This is a genomic window from Bacillus cereus group sp. MG20, from assembly GCF_040459885.1.
Taxonomy (GTDB): domain Bacteria; phylum Bacillota; class Bacilli; order Bacillales; family Bacillaceae_G; genus Bacillus_A; species Bacillus_A cereus.
In genome coordinates this window covers 3,590,715-3,608,199 of record NZ_JARVHF010000001.1, presented here as the reverse complement: position 1 = coordinate 3,608,199, position 17,485 = coordinate 3,590,715, and the positions used below count along the sequence as shown (strand labels likewise).

Below are 17,485 nucleotides of genomic sequence, written 5' to 3'. Positions count from 1 at the left end.
TTTTTACATCTAAAAAGGTTATCATTCCATAACTATCTTTTCATTCAGACAGTAAAATACGCTGTTTTTGTAACACTATAGATATCCACAAGAAATATTACCGTAACATTATTAATGTTACGGTAATTGAAATGCTACTCATTTTGTGTTTTACATGCCCTAATACGCCAAAAAACAACAAGGAAGCGCTATCAGGATATTTATGGAATTGTTACAGAATATTAATGCCCCGTTACGAAAGCTTTGTAATTTTATGTTTTTCGCAAATAAGAAAATAATGGTTGCTATAATGAGGTCAACGAAAACAAATGCAATGGAGGCTATTATGAAAAAATTTATGGGTATAGCAACAGCAGCGGTTTTTGGTCTTGGGATTTTCACAACATCTGCTAAAGCAGAAACGATCGTAACGACTGACGTACTAAACGTACGAGAAAACCCAACTACTGAATCAAAAGTTGTAGGAAAATTATTAGATGGATATAAAGTAAATGTTTTACATACAGAAAATGGTTGGTCAAAAGTTCAATTGAATAGCGGTAAAGAAGCTTTCATAAGCGCTGACTATACAAAAGACACTTACTACGTAACAGCAAACGTATTAAATGTACGTGCTAGTGCAAACACAGATTCAGAGATTCTTGGTAAGTTGAAAAAAGATGATGTAATCGAAACAACACACCAAGTACAAAATGATTGGATTCAATTTGAATATAACGGAAAAACAGCTTATGTTCATGTTCCTTACTTAACAGGTAAAGCACCAGTTAAAGTTCAACCAGTAGTTAAAGCTGAAAAAACAACTACAGTTCAAGATACAGCTAAAGTTCGTGAAGCTGTTAAAGCTCAGGAAGTAGCTGAAACTCAAGCAAAAGCTAAAGCAGTGGAAGCAACTAAAGCTCGCGAAGCAGCTGAAGCTCAAGCAGAAGTTAAAGCTCAAGAAGCGGCTAAAGCTCGTGAAGCAGCTAAGGCTCAAGAAGCAGCTAAAGCTCAGGCAGAAGCTGAAGCTCAAGCAGAAGCTAAAGCTCAAGAGGCGGCTAAAGCTCGTGAAGCAGCTAAAGCTCAAGCAGATGCTGAAGCTCAAGCAGCGGCTAAGGCTCAAGAAGCAGCTAAAGCTCGTGAAGCGGCTAAAGCTCAAGCAGATGCTGAAGCTCAAGCGGCTAAGGCTCAAGAAGCAGCTGAAGCTCGTGAAGCGGCTAAAGCTAAAGAAGCAGCTAAAGCTCAAAAACCAGCTACACAACAACCTGTTGCAAAAGAAACTGAAACAAGTGCACCATCATCTTCTCGTGAGTTACGTGTTGTAGCAACAGCTTATACAGCAGATCCACTTGAAAATGGTTATAAAGCAGGCGACCAAGTAAAATCAGCTTTAGGCCACAACTTAACAGCTAATCCAAACATGAAACTAATTGCAGTTGATCCAAGTGTCATTCCATTAGGTTCAAAAGTATGGGTTGAAGGTTACGGAGTAGCAATCGCTGGTGATACTGGTGGAGCTATTAAAGGTAATAAAATCGACGTTTTAATGCCAGATAAAGGCACATCAAGTAGCTGGGGACGTAAAACAGTTACAGTTAAAGTATTAAACTAGTTAAAAAAAAGAGTCAGTCTCATCGTTGAGGCTGGCTCCTTTTTTTACTCTATTAAACTACTGAAAAATGACATAGTAAATGAAATTATATCAACGATTTTTCAAATATATCTATCGTAACCTACAATATATCAACGATTTTTCGAATATATCTATCATAACTTACAATATATCAACGATTCGACAAGAGATATCGATTTACCGACAAATTTTGACATTAAAAGTACTTTAATATTAAAAAGGCGTTCCAAAATTTGGACCGCCCCCTATCTTCCCTATTCCACACAAGTAAACTGTGTCCAAGCCCCTACGTAATCTAGTAAGAATAACTCCTCTTCCGCAATTATACCGACAATATTTTTCCGTTCATCTATCGGCATTTCTTTTAGAATGATTTGCAGTTCACCTTTATACTTACCAAATGAATTGTTACCAATTACAACTTGCCCTCTTTCCTGTAGTACGCTTTCGCGCACCGGGAAATCATAGTCTTTATATTTTTTACGTACTTCTGTAGAACGTACCATATACTCTGTTATGTCGCCGCGTCTTACGTGTAATTCTTGCAGTGTCGCTCTCTTCTCTACTTCAGTCGCTTCGTCTACAAATTGTACTTTTAACTGTAACATGTATCGATTTAAGTTTCCTAGTTTCTCTAACTCTTCCTCACTCGCATAAGCATTTCCGATAATGACATCATCAATTAGCCCTGTCGCCCATAAATGCTTCGCTTGCACTTCAATTGGTAAATTACGATGCTCTTCTAACGTACATAATCCGTCGTTAATATCCCATGGACCAATGTTTGCGGCATGTGATGTAATAAATGCTGCACTGCGAATACCATGCTTTTTAAAGCGTTCACTACAGCGAATGAAATAATCGTACGGAAGACCAGTGAATTTTTGCGGATAAAAATTATGACAACCAATTAAAGCTGATTTATTCGCTTGATGCGAAAGAATATTTTCTAAGTACGCAATATCGTTACTTACATTTAACTCAATTTTTAAACCGTACGGATTATTCGTCATTTTCGCTTCCGTTAATCCATCAAATCCTACATCTAATCGAATACCATCTGCACCTAACTCTGCGAAAAATGATAGATCACTATAGCTAATACCAAGCTGATCAAACACAGCTGGAGCTACATCTAGAATAACTTCCATATTGTTATCTTTTGCGTGATTAATAATCTCTTTAAATTCAGCTACAATTTCTTCTTTCGGACGATTCACAGATAACAAACAAGTAAATATTCTTGAAAAACCGTGTCGTGCCGCTGCGGAAATATAAGCCATATCTTTTTCTTTCGTTGAATGTTCTGGATAAAGTGAAATTCCTAATTTACGCTCCATGCTTTTGCATCTCCTTCACACGTTGTATTAATGCCATGCTCGTAAATCTATATTTTGCAGATAAACATGTTGCACATAAAATTGTCGGTACAATAATTACGTACGGTGAGTGTAGACCTAACATTACATATGCACCCATTGAACAACCGATAAATAAAACTGATACTAGTAGTAACACTAATAAAGATTTACTTTGTACCCATTTCGAATAATGGGCAATACACTGTCCGACCACGAATGTAATTAAGATGATAATTGCTCCGAGCATTCTGTTTTCTCCTCTCCTGCTAATTGTTGTTTCTCATACATTTTGAAGAATGGATAGTAAATAACGAATGAGATCGCAAAGTTAACAAGTACAAGTACACCAGCCATAATTGTCCAGTCCGTGCTAATAATCGCTGCAATTGGTGCTAACATCGTAAATGGCAGTTTCGCCATCATGAGTGGAATCATACCTGAAACAACTGCGAAATATGATACTGTCGTTGTCACTAGCGGCGTAATAACGAACGGAATAATTAAGATTGGGTTCATTACAATCGGAGCTCCGAAAATAATTGGCTCGTTAATATTGAATAAACCTGGTACGAATGATAATCTACCTAACTCTTTTAGGAACTTAGATTTAGAGAACATAAACATAATTACTAAAGCTAACGTTGAGCCTGATCCGCCAATCCATACGAACCATTGAATGAATTGCTCTGTAAATAAGTTTGGTAACTGATGTGCATTTCCTGTAGCCGTGAACACTTCCATATTTTCAAGAATTGCTGAATCCCACATCGGACGAATAATTGGTCCTAAAATCGCCGGTCCATGTATACCAAATGACCAGAAGAACACGATTAAGAATACTGTTAATAAACCACCGAATAAGTTATTTCCTACTAGTACTGATTTTAATGGTGCGATTAAGTATGTAATTGTTGTATTTACATCGAATTTCAAACCGTAGCGAATGCCCCAGAATAAAAGAATAACTACTAATGTTGGAATTAATGCTGCAAACGAATTTGAAACTGCTGGTGGTACACTGTCTGGTAATTTTATTGAGATATTATGCTTAATCATAAAATGATAAATTTCTACTGCAATTAATGCTGTAACAATTGCGCCGAATAAAGACGTTGCACTTAATGTTCCTACTGAAATATATCGACCTGCATCAATAACACCTGGTACAGCTTTCGTAATTTGAATTGGTTCAACTGATGCTAGTAAAAAGGCGAGTACAGATAGTAGCCCTGCACTTAATTGATTGAGCTGATAAAAGTTCGCGAGCGAAGCTCCTACACCAAACGCTGCGTATAATGCCATTAGTCCTACTGTAAATCGGAATGGAATATCTAAAATATGGCGAAACGGTGCAATCCATTCCATATATGCATCAATTGGTAAATTTAAAAAGATAACGAAAAATGACCCGACGATCGTTAACGGTAATGTAGAAATAACCCCATTTCGTATTGCCAATAAATGTCGTTGTCCTGCAATCTTTTGCGTTGTTGGCATAATCTTTTGTTCCATAAAATTCATAAACCCATTCATCAATAGCCCTCCTCTTTCTCTCTACTATAAAAGAATGAAATAAACTTTATAACATTATAATGTTTATATTTAAAAAAATATAATTATGCTAAAACTAATTGTTCTGCTTGCCTAAGCACTTTCAAACCATCACACATGCCATAATCTCGTTGGTCTATAATTGCAACTGGTATGTTGTATGAGTTTGCAAGAAACTCTACAGCTGGAAATAAATATTTCACTTGTGGACCAATTAAAACGACATCAGCTTCCTTAATTTCAAGTTTCACAAGTTCTGAATCAACCGCCTTAATTTTATAATTCTTCCCCTGTTTCTTTGCCTCTTCTTGCATTTTTCTTACGACCATACTCGTTGACATACCTGCTGCACAACATAATAAAATATACATCTTATACTGTCACTTTCTCTTCCACGCGTTTATGAAGAGTAATAAATTCTTTAGCTAGTTCTTTCACTGTAATTGCATTCATTAAATGGTCTTGTGCGTGCACTAACAGTAAACTGATTTCTGCATGATTTCCTCTTGCCTCTTCTTGAATTAAATCCGTTTGAATACGATGCGCTGCTGAAATTTCCTCACTAGCAAGTTTCATCTTTTCACCCGCATTCTCAAAATCTCCTTGTCTTGCAAAAGCGATTGCTTCAAGCGCCGCACTTCTCGCATTGCCACCATGTAAAATTAATGCAAATGGAGTTTGCATATCAGCCATTTTAAATTCCCCCAAGCTATATGTTTTCTATATTTTTATCTTATTATGAAAACGCATACAATTAAACATAAAAAACTTCCGTTATGTAACGGAAGTTTTTATATACTTTTTCAAAATGATAATAAAATCTCTTGAAAATCTTCAATTACCTCGGTCTGAGTAAGTTTCTCTATCGTAGTTTGACTAGACATAATATCATATAAAAAATCATAAAGCCTTTGCAAATCTTCATTATTATTGCGCTTTACACTAAATAAAATAATTACTTGTACTTTTTTATCTCCCCAATCAACAGCCTTTTCAAGTGTGCAAAACATCAAGAAAGTTTCCTCACTTAATAATTGCATCGGATGCGGGATTGCAACTGAATTCCCAACCGCTGTCGGAGACGTATTTTCTCTTTCCATAACAGAAGCATAAAAGTGTTCTGGTACATAGCGTTTCTCAGCAGCTTTCTCACATAAAAACTGAATAACATCCTCTTTCGTAGAAGCACTATGATTTAAAAAGATTAAATCTTCCTTAATATATTGCTGCACACTATTATTCACATGCGTAAACAACCGCTGACCAATCGATTTAATCTCTTTATCATCAAATATTGAATTCACTTTTATAACTGGAACAGGCAAGCCACTCGGTATATGAATCGTACTAATAATACAATCTATTTTTTCTTTATAAAGATCTTCTACTTTCAATTGATAATAGCCTGTAATACCTACAATCTCTAATTTATCTCGGAACTGTGATAAAATTTTATATTTTAATAGTTGTGCACTTCCTTGACCAGTCGCACAAACTAATAAGCATCTTTTCTTTTGATTCTGCTCCTGCAAACGGCTCATCGCTCCGCCGAAGTGAATTGCTATATAACCAATTTCACTTTCAGGGATCGATTCACCCGTATATTCACCAATGATATCTCCAACAAGAACCGCAATTTCAAAAGCATACGGATAATTCTTTTTCACTTCTGCCAAAAGAGGATTTCTCGTATTTAACTTATACTTCAAACGATTTAATAACGTTTTTAAATGAATACCAAATCCAAATAATAATTCTTCATCATAATAAAAAATAAGATTCCGTTCTTCCGCTACTTTAAAAAGAATATGTTGCATAAATGCATATATATCTTTTCCTAATAGCTCTTCTACATTTTCATAGCGATCTCTCGTTGTAACAGCAGTACTTAATAAATGCATCGTCACATATAATACTTCTTCTTCTGGAAATAAAAATTTTAACTCTTTCTCTAAATCTCCTAAAATCTGCTTCGCAATTGTATATTCTTTCTTTATTATAAGTTCTGATTGCTCCGCATGCAGTTCTTTCATATAATGTTGACTTTGACAACGCTTTAATGCGATTGCAATATGAATGACTAAATTATCAATTTCTATATCAGATAAATATATTGTTCCGCCTTCAATATACTTTAATATAATTGAACGAATGAGTGATATATGAGGTAGCGATAAATATGTCTCCGTCTGCTCAAATTGCTCATGAAACGGAGTATGGTCATAACGCGGTAAACCATATTGTGATAAACAAGAACGAATATTAAATTCCCCTCCAACAATACGTATACCATAATACGGTCTCTTCTCAATTTGTAATTTATAGCGGCCACATATATCTGTAACATCTTTCATAATTAAATTGACCGTTGATTTGCTCACATAAATCTCTTCTGCTAATTCTGAAAGCTTCACATATCCCTCTGTCGTTAAAACACGCTGCAGAATATACGCTATTCTTTCTTCATAAGAAGTTGGGATCTTTTCCGTCTGTTTTTGAAATAGACTCACACAAAATTCTTCAAATTTCTTCGTTTGTATAATTTCTAATTCGTACCCAGTCCCTCTTTGCGATTCGATTTTCGCTCCGTTTTCTTCCAATATATCATTTAATAATTTTATATCCTTTTGAATCGTCTTCGTTGATACATGTAAACGGCCCGCTAAAAAAGCTCGATTTAACATCGATTTCTCTTCTAAAAACTCCTCTAAAATAGAAATTAATCGCTGATGCACCTTTGTCATAGCTCTTCCTCTCGCTCTTTATATATAAAGGGGGAAAAGCTGCTGAAATCAGTAGTTTTTCCCCTTTATATTCTCTCTATTTCTTTAATGTGAACCCGAATTTATCCCATGCTTGTAAATAATCTAATAAGAAAATTTCTTCTTCTATAATTCGACCAACTACATTTGTTTTTCCTGTATTCACCATATCTTTTAATGCAATTTGTAATTCGCCTTTATACTGGCCATATTGTTCATTATCAATTAATAAATCTCCACGCTTAATTTCACGCGTATTATGAGGTTTAAACTCTTCTTTTTTATATTTCACACGACTTTGTGTAGAACGAATCATATATTCAGATACATCTCCGCGATAAAAATGTGGTTCGTCTAATACGATAATTCTTTCTAATTCTGTCGTTGTATCATATAGTTCTATATCAAATGTTTGTTTCTCTTTATTTAATGCACCTAGTGCTTGTAATTCTTCTTCTGACGCATATGCGTTTGCAATAATAACATCATCAATTAATTCCGTCGCAAATAAATGCTTCGCCTGTGTTGTCATCGGTAATTCACGATGCTGCTCTAATGTACATAACCCTTCTGTTACTGGCCAAGGTCCGTATGTTGCATCAAATGATGAAATAAAAGCAGCCGTTCTCATACCGTAATCTTTAAATTGTTTCGAGCATTTAATGAAATGATCGTATGATAACCCTGAATAACGATGCGGATAAAAATTATGACAACCAATTAAATTTTCACGATTTGGTCTATGACTCATAATGTTATCTACATACTTCGTACCATTACTCATATTAATCTCAATTTTCAAACCATACGGATTATAAGTCATAATTGATTCTTCTAATCCTGAGAAACCAACATCTAAACGAATACCGTACGCACCCAATTCATGGAAGAATGATAAATCATTATACGAAATACCTAATTGTTCAAAAACAGATGGACTAATATCAACTAATACTTGGAACCCTAATGCATTCGCATGAGAGATCGTTTCTTTAAATTCTTCTATAATTTTCTCTTTTTCTCCATCCACAGATAATAAACATGTGAACACACGTGTAAATCCATATTTACTTGCTAATGTTAAATACTCCTTATCTTTCTCTACTGTTGAATGTTCTGGATAAATAGAAATACCTAATCGTCTCATATGTACACGCCTCTTTCTTCATCATATTGTAAACCTTTTCAAATATATGTAGTGAAAAAGTATATATCCCCTTCTTGTTCACTACTCCTTTGAATCCGCTTTCTTTAAAGAAAAAACAATTTCTATCATTCTTAACACCTACAAGTCTATACATCTATACTTTACATCTTTTTTTCATAGTTGTGTAGCCTTTACACAAATTTGTCAGTTTTTCACCTTAAAAATTGTTATCCGTTTTCAAGACACCTTCCTTGACTGTTGCATTGGCCAATACATATACTCGAAAGAAAAGAGAAAATTTTATATAGGGGATGAATATATGGGAGAAGCAATACTCGTAAAACGAGAACCGTTATGGACAAAAGAGTTTGTTGCTTTAATTTTTGCAAACTTATGTATGTTTTTAGGGTTTCAAATGTTAATTCCAACCTTACCTGTTTATGTGAAAGAAATTGGCGGCACAAGTTCCAATATCGGATTGGTTGTCGGCATGTTTACCGTTGCGGCACTTTTTGTTAGACCGCTAACTGGGAATGCCTTGCAAAAATTTAATAAAAAAATCATCTTAATGATCGGTACTGCTATTTGTTTACTCGCTATGGGCAGTTACCTTTTCGCCTCAACAATCTTTCTCTTGCTTGCTGTTCGTATTTTACACGGAGCTGGTTTCGGTATTACAACGACTACATATGGGACTGTCGTTTCTGATTTAATTCCCTCAGCTCGCCGCGGAGAAGGCATGGGATATTTTGGTCTTTCTGGAACAATTGCAATGGCCCTCGGTCCACTTATCGGACTATGGCTTATGCAAACATATAACTTCACAATTCTTTTTTTATGTGCATTATCGTGCACAATTGTTTCATTAATATTAACGAAACTACTTCAAATCCAAAAAACGAAACAGCCTCCACAACAATCATCTAGTACTTTTCTCGATGGATTTATTGAGCGTAAAGCTTTACTTCCTTCATTATTAATATTATGTATTACATTAATGTACGGAGGAATCGGAAGTTTTATCACACTATTTGCTACAGAAGTCGGCATAGCTGATATTAGCCTCTTCTTTTTATGTAACGCACTAGCAATCGCTGTAACTCGTCCATTCTCTGGAAAGCTATATGATGCAAAAGGCCATACATTCGTCATCATTCCGGGAGTTATTATAACGTTTACAGGTATTATTTTATTGTCGTATACGACGACAATTCCGAGCTTAATTATTGCTGCAGCATGTTACGGAAGTGGTTTTGGAGCGATCCAACCTGCACTACAAGCATGGATGATTGACCGCGTAGCACCGCATCGACGTGGCGTAGCAACGGCTACATTCTTCTCCGCATTTGACCTTGGAATTGGTGCTGGAGCAATTATTTTTGGATTCATTGCACATTTTACAAACTATGCGACTGTATATCGTTATTCTTCGCTATTACTTATTGCTTTTCTCTTCATTTACATTACAAGTATAAGAAAACAAAAGCACGGAGATAAAAATACAGAAAAAGCTGCTGGATAATTTAGCGGCTTTTTTTCTTGCAAAAAAGACTACTTAATAAATATTAAACCTTATGTTGACGTTATAAAACTACATGCATTTCCCTACATATTTTTTTAACTTTCCTCAAAAAATATACAATGAACTTGTAGACAATTCCCTTGATATACAATTGAATAATACTATTCTAAAAAGTGTGATTTATTTACAAAAACACTATTTACGAAATACAAAAACCAATAAAATACAGCTGTTTCTTTAAAGAATTGTAAACTTTTCATCTCTTTGTAAATTTAGTGTAAATTTTACTAGCAAACCGTTTACAGTGACTCAAGGTTCAGTTAATAATTACAGCGTACATGAAATTTAAGGAGTGGAATGCGTGGAATATAATGTTCAAGAAATGATCTTCCAATTCATTGGTGGATTAGGTATTTTCTTATTCGGGATTAAATACATGGGCGATGGACTGCAACAAGCAGCTGGAGATCGTCTTCGCGATATTCTAGATCGTTTTACAACAAACCCACTAATGGGTGTACTAGCTGGTATGTTAGTTACTGTATTAATCCAATCTAGTTCAGGAACAACCGCTTTAACAGTCGGACTTGTAAGTGCCGGATTTATGACATTAAGACAAGCAATCGGTGTTATTATGGGTGCAAACATCGGTACGACAGTTACTGCATTTATTATCGGAATTAAAATCGGAGAATATGCTCTCCCAGTTATGGCAGTTGGAGCAATCTTACTATTCTTCTTTAAAAATAAAAAAGTACATTCTGTAGGTCAAGTTGTATTCGGTTTTGGTATGCTATTCTTCGGTTTAGAATTAATGAGCGCAGGTATGAAACCTCTTCGTTCTTTAGAGTCATTCCAAGATTTAATGATTAGCATGAGTGATAATCCAATTTTAGGAATTGTTGTCGGTACAGTCTTCACTTTAATTGTACAGAGCTCAAGTGCAACAATCGGTATTTTACAAGAACTATTCGGTCAAGGTGCAATCGATTTACAAGCATCTCTTCCTGTATTATTCGGTGATAACATCGGTACGACAATTACAGCAGTATTAGCAGCAATCGGTACTTCAATTGCAGCAAGACGTGCAGCATTAGTTCACGTTATCTTTAATATTATCGGTACCATTATCTTTACAATTTTATTAGTACCATTTACAAGTTTAATTCAATATTTCCAAACATCATTAAACTTGAATCCAGAAATGACCATTGCATTTGCACACGGAACATTTAACGTAACAAATACAATCATTCAGTTCCCATTCATTGCAGTATTAGCATGGATTGTAACAAAAATTATTCGCGGCGAAGATTCTGCTATTAATTTCAAACCGCAACATTTAAATCCAATCTTTATTGAACAATCTCCAGCCATCGCTTTAACTGAAGCTCAAAAAGAGATTATCCGTATGGCGGAGTTCTCATTACATGGATTAAAAGAAGCAAATCAATTTTTAAATACACAAGACAAAAAACACGCAAACATGGCTACTCAATTAGAAGGAGCTATTAACAATTTAGATAAAAAAATTACCGAGTATTTAGTTTTACTATCAGAAAAGCCACTTTCACCTACGGATTCTGAAAAACATTCTGTTTTAGCAGGTGTTGTTGGAGATATTGAACGTGTCGGTGATCATGTAGAAAACCTTGTAGAACTTGTAGATTTCCAAATTTCAAACCGTGTTTCACTATCAGATGAAGCATTAGCTGAATTAAACGAAATGCTAGAATTAACGATTTCAACACTGCAAGACGCAGTTGAAGCTTTAACAAACTTCGATACTGAACTAGCTCAAACTGTTATTGCAAAAGAACGCAAAATCGATCAAATGGAACGTGTTCTTCGTAAACGTCACGTATTACGTCTAAACGAACGCAGCTGTTCAGGTGATGCAAGTATCATCTTCGTCGATATGGTAAGTAACTTAGAGCGCATTGGCGATCACGCTGTAAATATCGCTGACGGTGTTTTAGGCGAACAAGGAAAAATCAATTTAAAACAATCATTATAATAAGAAAGAGACGCTAACTTAAGCGTCTCTTTTTTCATTATATTTTAACAACTGTTCTTCCTTTTAACTTTCCTTGCAATATAAGTGCAAACTTCTTCTCTAATTCTTCTAATGTACATTCTTCTGTATAAGATAGTAATTCTTTATTTCCCCATTCTTTCGCTAAAAGCGTCCAGACATCTCTTCTCACATCTACTGGGCATTGCACGGAATCTATCCCTAAAAGGCTTATACCTCGTAAAATAAACGGATATACCGTGGTTTGTAGTTCCTGGCCTGCCACATTACCGCATGTCGTTACACAACCACCATACTTTACTGTTTTTAAAGCTGTTTCTAACATATGTCCACCTACAGTATCGATAACTCCCGCGTATATCCCTTTTAACATCGGTCTTCCTGATTCATCATTCAATTCCGCGCGATGAATCACTTTTTTCGCTCCTAGACGTAGTAGCATTTCTTCCTCTTCCATTTTCCCTGTCGCTCCTACTACGTTAAACCCTAACTTACTTAATATACTAACAGCTACACTCCCTACGCCGCCTGTAGCACCCGTTACTAAAATATCTCCCATACTAGGCTTGATTCCTGCTCCAATAAGCTTATATACCGACAAAGCCGCAGTAAAACCTGCTGTCCCATACATCATACTTTCCTTTAATGACATTCCTTCTGGTAAAGGCACGACCCAAGATGATGGCACGCGAATATATTCTCCGAAACCACCAGAGGTATTCATACCTAAGTCATATCCCGTTACAATAACTTGATCTCCTACCTTAAAGCAGTTATCTTCACTACTCACAACTTCTCCTGCGGCATCAATTCCTGGCGTATGAGGATACGTTCTCGTAACACCTTTATTACCAGTAGCTGAAAGGGCATCTTTATAATTTAATGAAGAATAATGAACTTGTATGAGTACGTCTCCCTCAGGTAAACTACTTACTTCTTTCTCAACAACTTTTCTTACAAACTGATGATTTTCCGTTTCGTTCACAACGATTGCTCGGAATGATGTATGATTCATTATGCTCTCTCCTTTATCCGTCAAATTCTTCTTTATTATATAGAAGAAATAAGTAAGCTTACTCATTTCTTCTTGGCTATATTTCAACAAATCTTACTTCCCTATCGCTTTCTCATAATATATATTTTCATTTCTACTAATAGCCCTTATACTTATTCTACATCTACAAAATAATATATAGAAAATCTGACTTTTTATAAATAAATTGAATTTTTACGAAATGTAAATGATTTGTAATGTTTTTTTTCGCTAAATTTCATTATAATAAGTGGATATGAGTGTCGTATTTCAATCCAAATGAAGGAGTACAAGAAATGGAGCAAAACCCATCTTTGCAAGAAAATACACGCAGTAAACCGAAAAAAAATAAGAAAAAAATAAAAATTATTATAAGCGCTATACTATTCGTTTTATTAATAGGCGGCGGTTATACTTGGTTTTTAGTAAATAAAGCATCTTCTGCTGTTCGAAATGCCGCACACGATTTAGCACGCGGTGATAAATCTGATTTACGTGATAAGGCTGTAAAACCTATTACAAACAATGTCTCTGTTTTAATAATGGGTGTTGATGAAAGCGATGTCCGTGGAAAAGAATATGGTGAAGCTATAAGAACAGACGCGCTTTTACTTGCAACATTTAATAAAGATAGCAAAACTGTTAAACTATTAAGTATCCCACGTGACACATATACTTATATTCCAATAGAAAAGAAAAAAGATAAAATTACACACGCTCATGCATTCGGTTCTGCTAAAAACGGAAAAAATGGTGGACCACAAGCAAGCATTGATGCAGTTGAAAAATTAATGAATGTTCCTGTCGATTATTTTGTAAAATTCAACTTTAAATCATTTATAAAAATCGTCGATGACTTGGGCGGTGTTGAAGTTGATGTACCAGTTGAATTTACTGAGCAAGATAGCAATGATAATGCTGAGGCAATTCACCTAGAAAAAGGTGTTCAAAAGTTAAATGGCGAAGAAGCTCTTGCTCTTGCTAGAACAAGACACATCGATAGTGATGCAATGCGTGGACAACGTCAACAACTCGTTATCGAGGCTATTTTAAAGAAACTAACAAGTGTTGGTTCTGTAACAAAAGTTGGCAACATCATTGATGATATTAACGGACAATTCGTTACAAACTTAACATTTGATGATATGCTTTCATTCTATAAATATGGATCGGATTCGGAAATTGAGAAATTACAAATCCAAGGTGATGATTGCTATATGGCAAAAGGTGACGATACATGTAGCAAATCTGCTGGTGGTGGTCGAACTTACTACTACAATCCAGATAAAAAAGAATTAGCTAATGTTACAAATGAACTTCGTACTCATCTTGGGCTACCTGCATATACAAAGTCTGACTCAGACTCTGATTCGAAAAAGACAAAAGAATCTAAGTCTGAAAATTCAAGTGAACGCGAATCAAGTAACAATGAAGTGAAAAATAAGAACAAAAATAGCAATGAAGATACAGAAACATCGTCTAACGACAATGAATAGTAAAGAAGCAGTACTCTATGGAGGTAGAGTACTGCTTCTTTTTATTTCTTCAGAATCAAAAATCAGAACTTTCTAACTATCTTTTTTAATATTTTTAAATTATAATAAATAGTAGCAATCTATTCCAATTATCAGGGGGCTCATACATATGAAAGCTGCAGTAAAACATAACATCTCAGATTTTAAAGACTACTTAAAATCCAACGATATATACATGGAAGAAAATATAGATGAAAATGATGGCTCTGTTCATTTTTCAGTAGGATTAGAGACAGAAGCTGGCGCAAAAATTCAACTTATCGCTGCTTTCCAAAACGAACATCCTACGGTGGATATATACTGCTTCAATGTTGCTCACGTGCCTGATGCAACATCAACAAATGATATTTTACATGTTATTAATGAATTAAACACATCTTATCGCTTTGCAAAATTCACATTAAACAAGCAAAATGCAATTGATATTTCAGCATCTCTTGCATTCTCAGAACCAAACTTTAATCCAGCACTTGTCTTTGAACATACGAGAATGCTATATAAATTAGCAAATGACGAATATAAAAACTTAATGAAAGTTATTTGGGCATAAAGTAAAACTATAATCCGTTAGGTTTACGGACAATAAATAAAAGGATGGGCTGTAAGCAGCACCATCCTTTTATTTTGATATCATATCGATCCACATTTTAACAGCAGTGCCTACAATTAAAGTGGACAATACATATTGCAGTACTTTTTGATTTAACCTCTTCCCGACTCGTGCTCCAAGTGGCGCAGCAAATATACTGGCAACCGCAATAATTAGAGCTGGAATGATAACTACTTGCCCAGTAATCACTTTTCCTGTAGTAATCCCTATTGAGGAAATAAACGTAATAGCGATAGATGTCGCGATCGTCATGCGCAGTGGTAATTTTAAAATAACTAGCATAATGGGAACTAAAAGGAACGAACCTCCAGCTCCTATAATGCCTGAAGCTCCCCCTACAACGAACGCTAACAAGCTTGCTAACCATTTATTATACTTCACATCTCCACTATTATTTTGTTTCGGTACAAACATCATAATAGCTGCAATTGTAGCTAATGCTGCATAAACAACATTGACTGTATGTTCCTCTAATATGTTAGCACCGAAACTCCCTATGAAGCTTCCTATTAATATACTAGCTCCCATATACATAACTAACGTTTTATTCATGTCATTACTTTTCCGGTATGCCCACGCGCCTGCAAAAGTTGCAAAGAATACTTGTACCGCTGTAATACCGCTCACTTCATGTGACGTATAGCCAGTAAATCCTAGCAATACTGGAATGTATAAGATCATCGGATAATTAATAATCGCGCCACCAATCCCAACCATTCCTGATATAAACGATCCTATAAACCCAATTATAAAAAGTAATACGACTAAGCTCATCTTACATCCCCCGCCTTCTAAAAAGAAGGTGATTTAAATGAATAAGTTTACATTCCCATCCGAAGCATCTGCTAAATATGCCCCTACACCTGCAAACTCTACCCCTTCCATAATCTCTTCCTCTTTTAACCCTAATAAATCTACTGTCATTTGACAAGCTACAAGTTTAATTCCTTGTTCTTTCGCCAAATCAATTAAATCTGGCAAAGGCATTGCGTTATGTTTTTTCATAATGCCTTTAATCATCTTCGGCCCCATGCCAGCAAAATTCATTTTGGATAATCCCATCTTATCAGCACCGCGTGGCATCATTTTTCCAAATACTTTTTCTATAAATGTTTTCTTTACATTCACATGTTCATCTTTCCTTAAAGCATTTAATCCCCAGAAAGTATGAAAAATAGTTACCTCTTGATCATACGCCGCTGCGCCATTTGCAATAATATAAGCAGCCATTGCTTTATCGTAATCCCCGCTAAATAAAACGATTGTTGTTTTCTTCTGTTGTTCCATATTGTTCTCCCTCCAATTACCTATAGGGGTATTTATTTATTTATAAAAAGGCCCAAATCACTTACTTCACTATATGACTTTACCTTCCCACGCTAACATACCACCTACCATATTGATTGCTTGAAAACCGTAGCTCTCTAGAAACTGAACTGCTCTTCCACTTCTTCCGCCAGAGCGACAAACGATAATATACTCTTTCTTTTTATCCAACTCATGCATTCGAAACTCTAATAGCCTTAGCGGAATATTACATGCTTCTGGAATTCTCCCTTCTGCTACTTCTTCTACTTCACGGACATCTACGATATTTACTGCTTCTTTACGTAACAATTTTTCTTCTAATTCTTTTGCTGTCATTTCTTTCATTTTAAAGTCCCTCCTCACAAAGCATTCATACCACCCGAAACGTTTATTACTTGCTGAAACCCTAGTTTTTTCAACATCTTTGCAGCTTGCTTACTTCTCATTCCACTTTGGCAAATAACGATTACTTCCTTATTTTTATCTAACTGACTTGCTCTACTAGCTAACTCATTTAACGGGATATTCTGAAATCCTTTCATATGATTTCCTCTATATTCACCTACTGTACGAACATCGATACGTTGTTTCCCCTTTTTTTCCACTATATTCTTTAATTCTTTTCCACTGATATTTTGCACACCTTTCACTGGTAAAAATCGTGAAATAACAAACCATGCAGCAAGTACAATGAAAAGCGTACTTAATATTGTGTTCATATAACCAACCTCTCTGCATTTATAACAATATTTTTTTCCTACGCCTTCTTAATCCAAAACTTCAGCACATCAGCTTCTTCTACATGCTTTACGATGTCATGACCACTTTTATTTGCCCACGCTGGAATATCCTTAACTGACCCTTTATCCGTTACGTGTATTTCTAACACTTCTCCAGTTTGTAGAGTATCCATTGCTCTCTTTGTTCTTACAATCGGCATTGGACATGCTAAACCTTTCGCATCTAATACTTGTTTTATATTCATCATCAATTCCTCCAATTTGTTATT

General features: G+C 35.3%; 18 protein-coding genes. 5 read left to right on the top strand and 13 right to left on the bottom strand.

Going from position 1 to position 17,485, the window contains the following annotated elements; translation table 11 throughout:
* Nucleotides 1-202 precede the first annotated feature (202 nt).
* A complete protein-coding gene (gene entC, locus QCI81_RS18480; RefSeq protein ID WP_071731161.1) occupies nucleotides 203-1,591 on the top strand; it encodes a cell wall-binding protein EntC in 1,389 nt (462 codons plus the stop codon).
* A gap of 275 nt (nucleotides 1,592-1,866) precedes the next feature.
* Here entC and QCI81_RS18475 read toward each other — a convergent pair whose 3' ends face one another.
* The 7 genes from QCI81_RS18475 to QCI81_RS18445 all read right to left on the bottom strand — a co-directional run bounded on the left by QCI81_RS18475 (nucleotide 1,867) and on the right by QCI81_RS18445 (nucleotide 8,433).
* Complete coding sequence (locus QCI81_RS18475) at nucleotides 1,867-2,952, bottom strand: DUF871 domain-containing protein (RefSeq protein WP_071731160.1); 1,086 nt, start codon at nucleotides 2,950-2,952, stop codon at nucleotides 1,867-1,869.
* Nucleotides 2,942-3,220 (bottom strand): hypothetical protein, encoded by a 279-nt coding sequence (locus QCI81_RS18470; protein ID WP_000900046.1) that lies wholly within the window; start codon nucleotides 3,218-3,220, stop codon nucleotides 2,942-2,944. Before QCI81_RS18470 ends, QCI81_RS18475 begins: the two co-directional genes overlap by 11 nt.
* Nucleotides 3,196-4,506 (bottom strand): PTS sugar transporter subunit IIC, encoded by a 1,311-nt coding sequence (locus QCI81_RS18465; RefSeq protein ID WP_001013042.1) that lies wholly within the window; start codon nucleotides 4,504-4,506, stop codon nucleotides 3,196-3,198. Before QCI81_RS18465 ends, QCI81_RS18470 begins: the two co-directional genes overlap by 25 nt.
* Before the next feature lie 83 nt (nucleotides 4,507-4,589).
* Complete coding sequence (locus QCI81_RS18460; protein WP_000275645.1) at nucleotides 4,590-4,895, bottom strand: PTS sugar transporter subunit IIB; 306 nt, start codon at nucleotides 4,893-4,895, stop codon at nucleotides 4,590-4,592.
* 1 nt (nucleotide 4,896) lies between these two features.
* Nucleotides 4,897-5,217 (bottom strand): PTS lactose/cellobiose transporter subunit IIA, encoded by a 321-nt coding sequence (locus tag QCI81_RS18455; protein ID WP_000774624.1) that lies wholly within the window; start codon nucleotides 5,215-5,217, stop codon nucleotides 4,897-4,899.
* A 110-nt stretch (nucleotides 5,218-5,327) separates the two neighbouring features.
* A complete protein-coding gene (locus QCI81_RS18450; protein WP_000169804.1) occupies nucleotides 5,328-7,268 on the bottom strand; it encodes a BglG family transcription antiterminator in 1,941 nt (646 codons plus the stop codon).
* A 76-nt stretch (nucleotides 7,269-7,344) separates the two neighbouring features.
* Nucleotides 7,345-8,433, bottom strand: a complete 1,089-nt coding sequence (locus QCI81_RS18445; RefSeq protein ID WP_001253350.1) for a DUF871 domain-containing protein — start codon at nucleotides 8,431-8,433, stop codon at nucleotides 7,345-7,347.
* Nucleotides 8,434-8,752: 319 nt separating this feature from the next.
* Between QCI81_RS18445 and QCI81_RS18440 the strand changes: the two genes are divergently transcribed.
* Nucleotides 8,753-9,955: an MFS transporter gene (locus tag QCI81_RS18440; RefSeq protein ID WP_000503254.1), complete on the top strand. Its 1,203-nt coding sequence runs from the start codon at nucleotides 8,753-8,755 to the stop codon at nucleotides 9,953-9,955.
* A 361-nt stretch (nucleotides 9,956-10,316) separates the two neighbouring features.
* Nucleotides 10,317-11,972, top strand: coding sequence for a Na/Pi cotransporter family protein (locus QCI81_RS18435; protein WP_023521221.1), 1,656 nt, complete (start codon nucleotides 10,317-10,319; stop codon nucleotides 11,970-11,972).
* A 37-nt stretch (nucleotides 11,973-12,009) separates the two neighbouring features.
* Here QCI81_RS18435 and QCI81_RS18430 read toward each other — a convergent pair whose 3' ends face one another.
* Nucleotides 12,010-13,005: a YhdH/YhfP family quinone oxidoreductase gene (locus tag QCI81_RS18430; protein ID WP_071731159.1), complete on the bottom strand. Its 996-nt coding sequence runs from the start codon at nucleotides 13,003-13,005 to the stop codon at nucleotides 12,010-12,012.
* A gap of 314 nt (nucleotides 13,006-13,319) precedes the next feature.
* Here QCI81_RS18430 and QCI81_RS18425 point away from each other — a divergent pair, with 314 nt between their 5' ends.
* Both QCI81_RS18425 and QCI81_RS18420 read left to right on the top strand, forming a co-directional pair.
* Nucleotides 13,320-14,519: an LCP family protein gene (locus QCI81_RS18425; RefSeq protein ID WP_071731158.1), complete on the top strand. Its 1,200-nt coding sequence runs from the start codon at nucleotides 13,320-13,322 to the stop codon at nucleotides 14,517-14,519.
* 148 nt (nucleotides 14,520-14,667) lie between these two features.
* The gene (locus QCI81_RS18420; RefSeq protein ID WP_000642361.1) at nucleotides 14,668-15,108 is read left to right on the top strand and encodes a hypothetical protein; all 441 of its coding nucleotides are present in this window, start codon (nucleotides 14,668-14,670) and stop codon (nucleotides 15,106-15,108) included.
* Between the two features lie 69 nt (nucleotides 15,109-15,177).
* Here the strand turns inward: QCI81_RS18420 and QCI81_RS18415 are convergent, their stop codons facing one another.
* From QCI81_RS18415 to QCI81_RS18395, 5 genes are all read right to left on the bottom strand, one after another.
* Nucleotides 15,178-15,942, bottom strand: coding sequence for a sulfite exporter TauE/SafE family protein (locus QCI81_RS18415; RefSeq protein WP_000060742.1), 765 nt, complete (start codon nucleotides 15,940-15,942; stop codon nucleotides 15,178-15,180).
* Between the two features lie 33 nt (nucleotides 15,943-15,975).
* Nucleotides 15,976-16,455, bottom strand: a complete 480-nt coding sequence (locus QCI81_RS18410; RefSeq protein ID WP_000437741.1) for a DsrE/DsrF/DrsH-like family protein — start codon at nucleotides 16,453-16,455, stop codon at nucleotides 15,976-15,978.
* Nucleotides 16,456-16,524: 69 nt separating this feature from the next.
* Nucleotides 16,525-16,821 (bottom strand): rhodanese-like domain-containing protein, encoded by a 297-nt coding sequence (locus QCI81_RS18405; protein ID WP_000661802.1) that lies wholly within the window; start codon nucleotides 16,819-16,821, stop codon nucleotides 16,525-16,527.
* Nucleotides 16,822-16,835: 14 nt separating this feature from the next.
* Nucleotides 16,836-17,195 (bottom strand): rhodanese-like domain-containing protein, encoded by a 360-nt coding sequence (locus tag QCI81_RS18400; RefSeq protein WP_063546510.1) that lies wholly within the window; start codon nucleotides 17,193-17,195, stop codon nucleotides 16,836-16,838.
* Nucleotides 17,196-17,233: 38 nt separating this feature from the next.
* Nucleotides 17,234-17,464: a sulfurtransferase TusA family protein gene (locus tag QCI81_RS18395; RefSeq protein WP_014481958.1), complete on the bottom strand. Its 231-nt coding sequence runs from the start codon at nucleotides 17,462-17,464 to the stop codon at nucleotides 17,234-17,236.
* Between the last annotated feature and the right edge of the window lie 21 nt (nucleotides 17,465-17,485).

Excerpts from the sequence above, each read along its gene's own strand:
- QCI81_RS18425 (WP_071731158.1), top strand. The coding sequence starts at position 13,320 with ATGGAGCAAAACCCATCTTTGCAAGAAAATACACGCAGTAAACCGAAA.
- QCI81_RS18475 (WP_071731160.1), bottom strand. The coding sequence starts at position 2,952 with ATGGAGCGTAAATTAGGAATTTCACTTTATCCAGAACATTCAACGAAA.
- QCI81_RS18455 (WP_000774624.1), bottom strand. The coding sequence starts at position 5,217 with ATGGCTGATATGCAAACTCCATTTGCATTAATTTTACATGGTGGCAAT.
- QCI81_RS18405 (WP_000661802.1), bottom strand. The coding sequence starts at position 16,821 with ATGAAAGAAATGACAGCAAAAGAATTAGAAGAAAAATTGTTACGTAAA.
- QCI81_RS18465 (WP_001013042.1), bottom strand. The coding sequence starts at position 4,506 with ATGAATGGGTTTATGAATTTTATGGAACAAAAGATTATGCCAACAACG.
- QCI81_RS18440 (WP_000503254.1), top strand. The coding sequence starts at position 8,753 with ATGGGAGAAGCAATACTCGTAAAACGAGAACCGTTATGGACAAAAGAG.
- QCI81_RS18415 (WP_000060742.1), bottom strand. The coding sequence starts at position 15,942 with ATGAGCTTAGTCGTATTACTTTTTATAATTGGGTTTATAGGATCGTTT.
- entC (WP_071731161.1), top strand. The coding sequence starts at position 203 with ATGGAATTGTTACAGAATATTAATGCCCCGTTACGAAAGCTTTGTAAT.
- QCI81_RS18420 (WP_000642361.1), top strand. The coding sequence starts at position 14,668 with ATGAAAGCTGCAGTAAAACATAACATCTCAGATTTTAAAGACTACTTA.
- QCI81_RS18410 (WP_000437741.1), bottom strand. The coding sequence starts at position 16,455 with ATGGAACAACAGAAGAAAACAACAATCGTTTTATTTAGCGGGGATTAC.
- QCI81_RS18470 (WP_000900046.1), bottom strand. The coding sequence starts at position 3,220 with ATGCTCGGAGCAATTATCATCTTAATTACATTCGTGGTCGGACAGTGT.
- QCI81_RS18400 (WP_063546510.1), bottom strand. The coding sequence starts at position 17,195 with ATGAACACAATATTAAGTACGCTTTTCATTGTACTTGCTGCATGGTTT.
- QCI81_RS18450 (WP_000169804.1), bottom strand. The coding sequence starts at position 7,268 with ATGACAAAGGTGCATCAGCGATTAATTTCTATTTTAGAGGAGTTTTTA.
- QCI81_RS18460 (WP_000275645.1), bottom strand. The coding sequence starts at position 4,895 with ATGTATATTTTATTATGTTGTGCAGCAGGTATGTCAACGAGTATGGTC.
- QCI81_RS18445 (WP_001253350.1), bottom strand. The coding sequence starts at position 8,433 with ATGAGACGATTAGGTATTTCTATTTATCCAGAACATTCAACAGTAGAG.
- QCI81_RS18430 (WP_071731159.1), bottom strand. The coding sequence starts at position 13,005 with ATGAATCATACATCATTCCGAGCAATCGTTGTGAACGAAACGGAAAAT.
- QCI81_RS18395 (WP_014481958.1), bottom strand. The coding sequence starts at position 17,464 with ATGATGAATATAAAACAAGTATTAGATGCGAAAGGTTTAGCATGTCCA.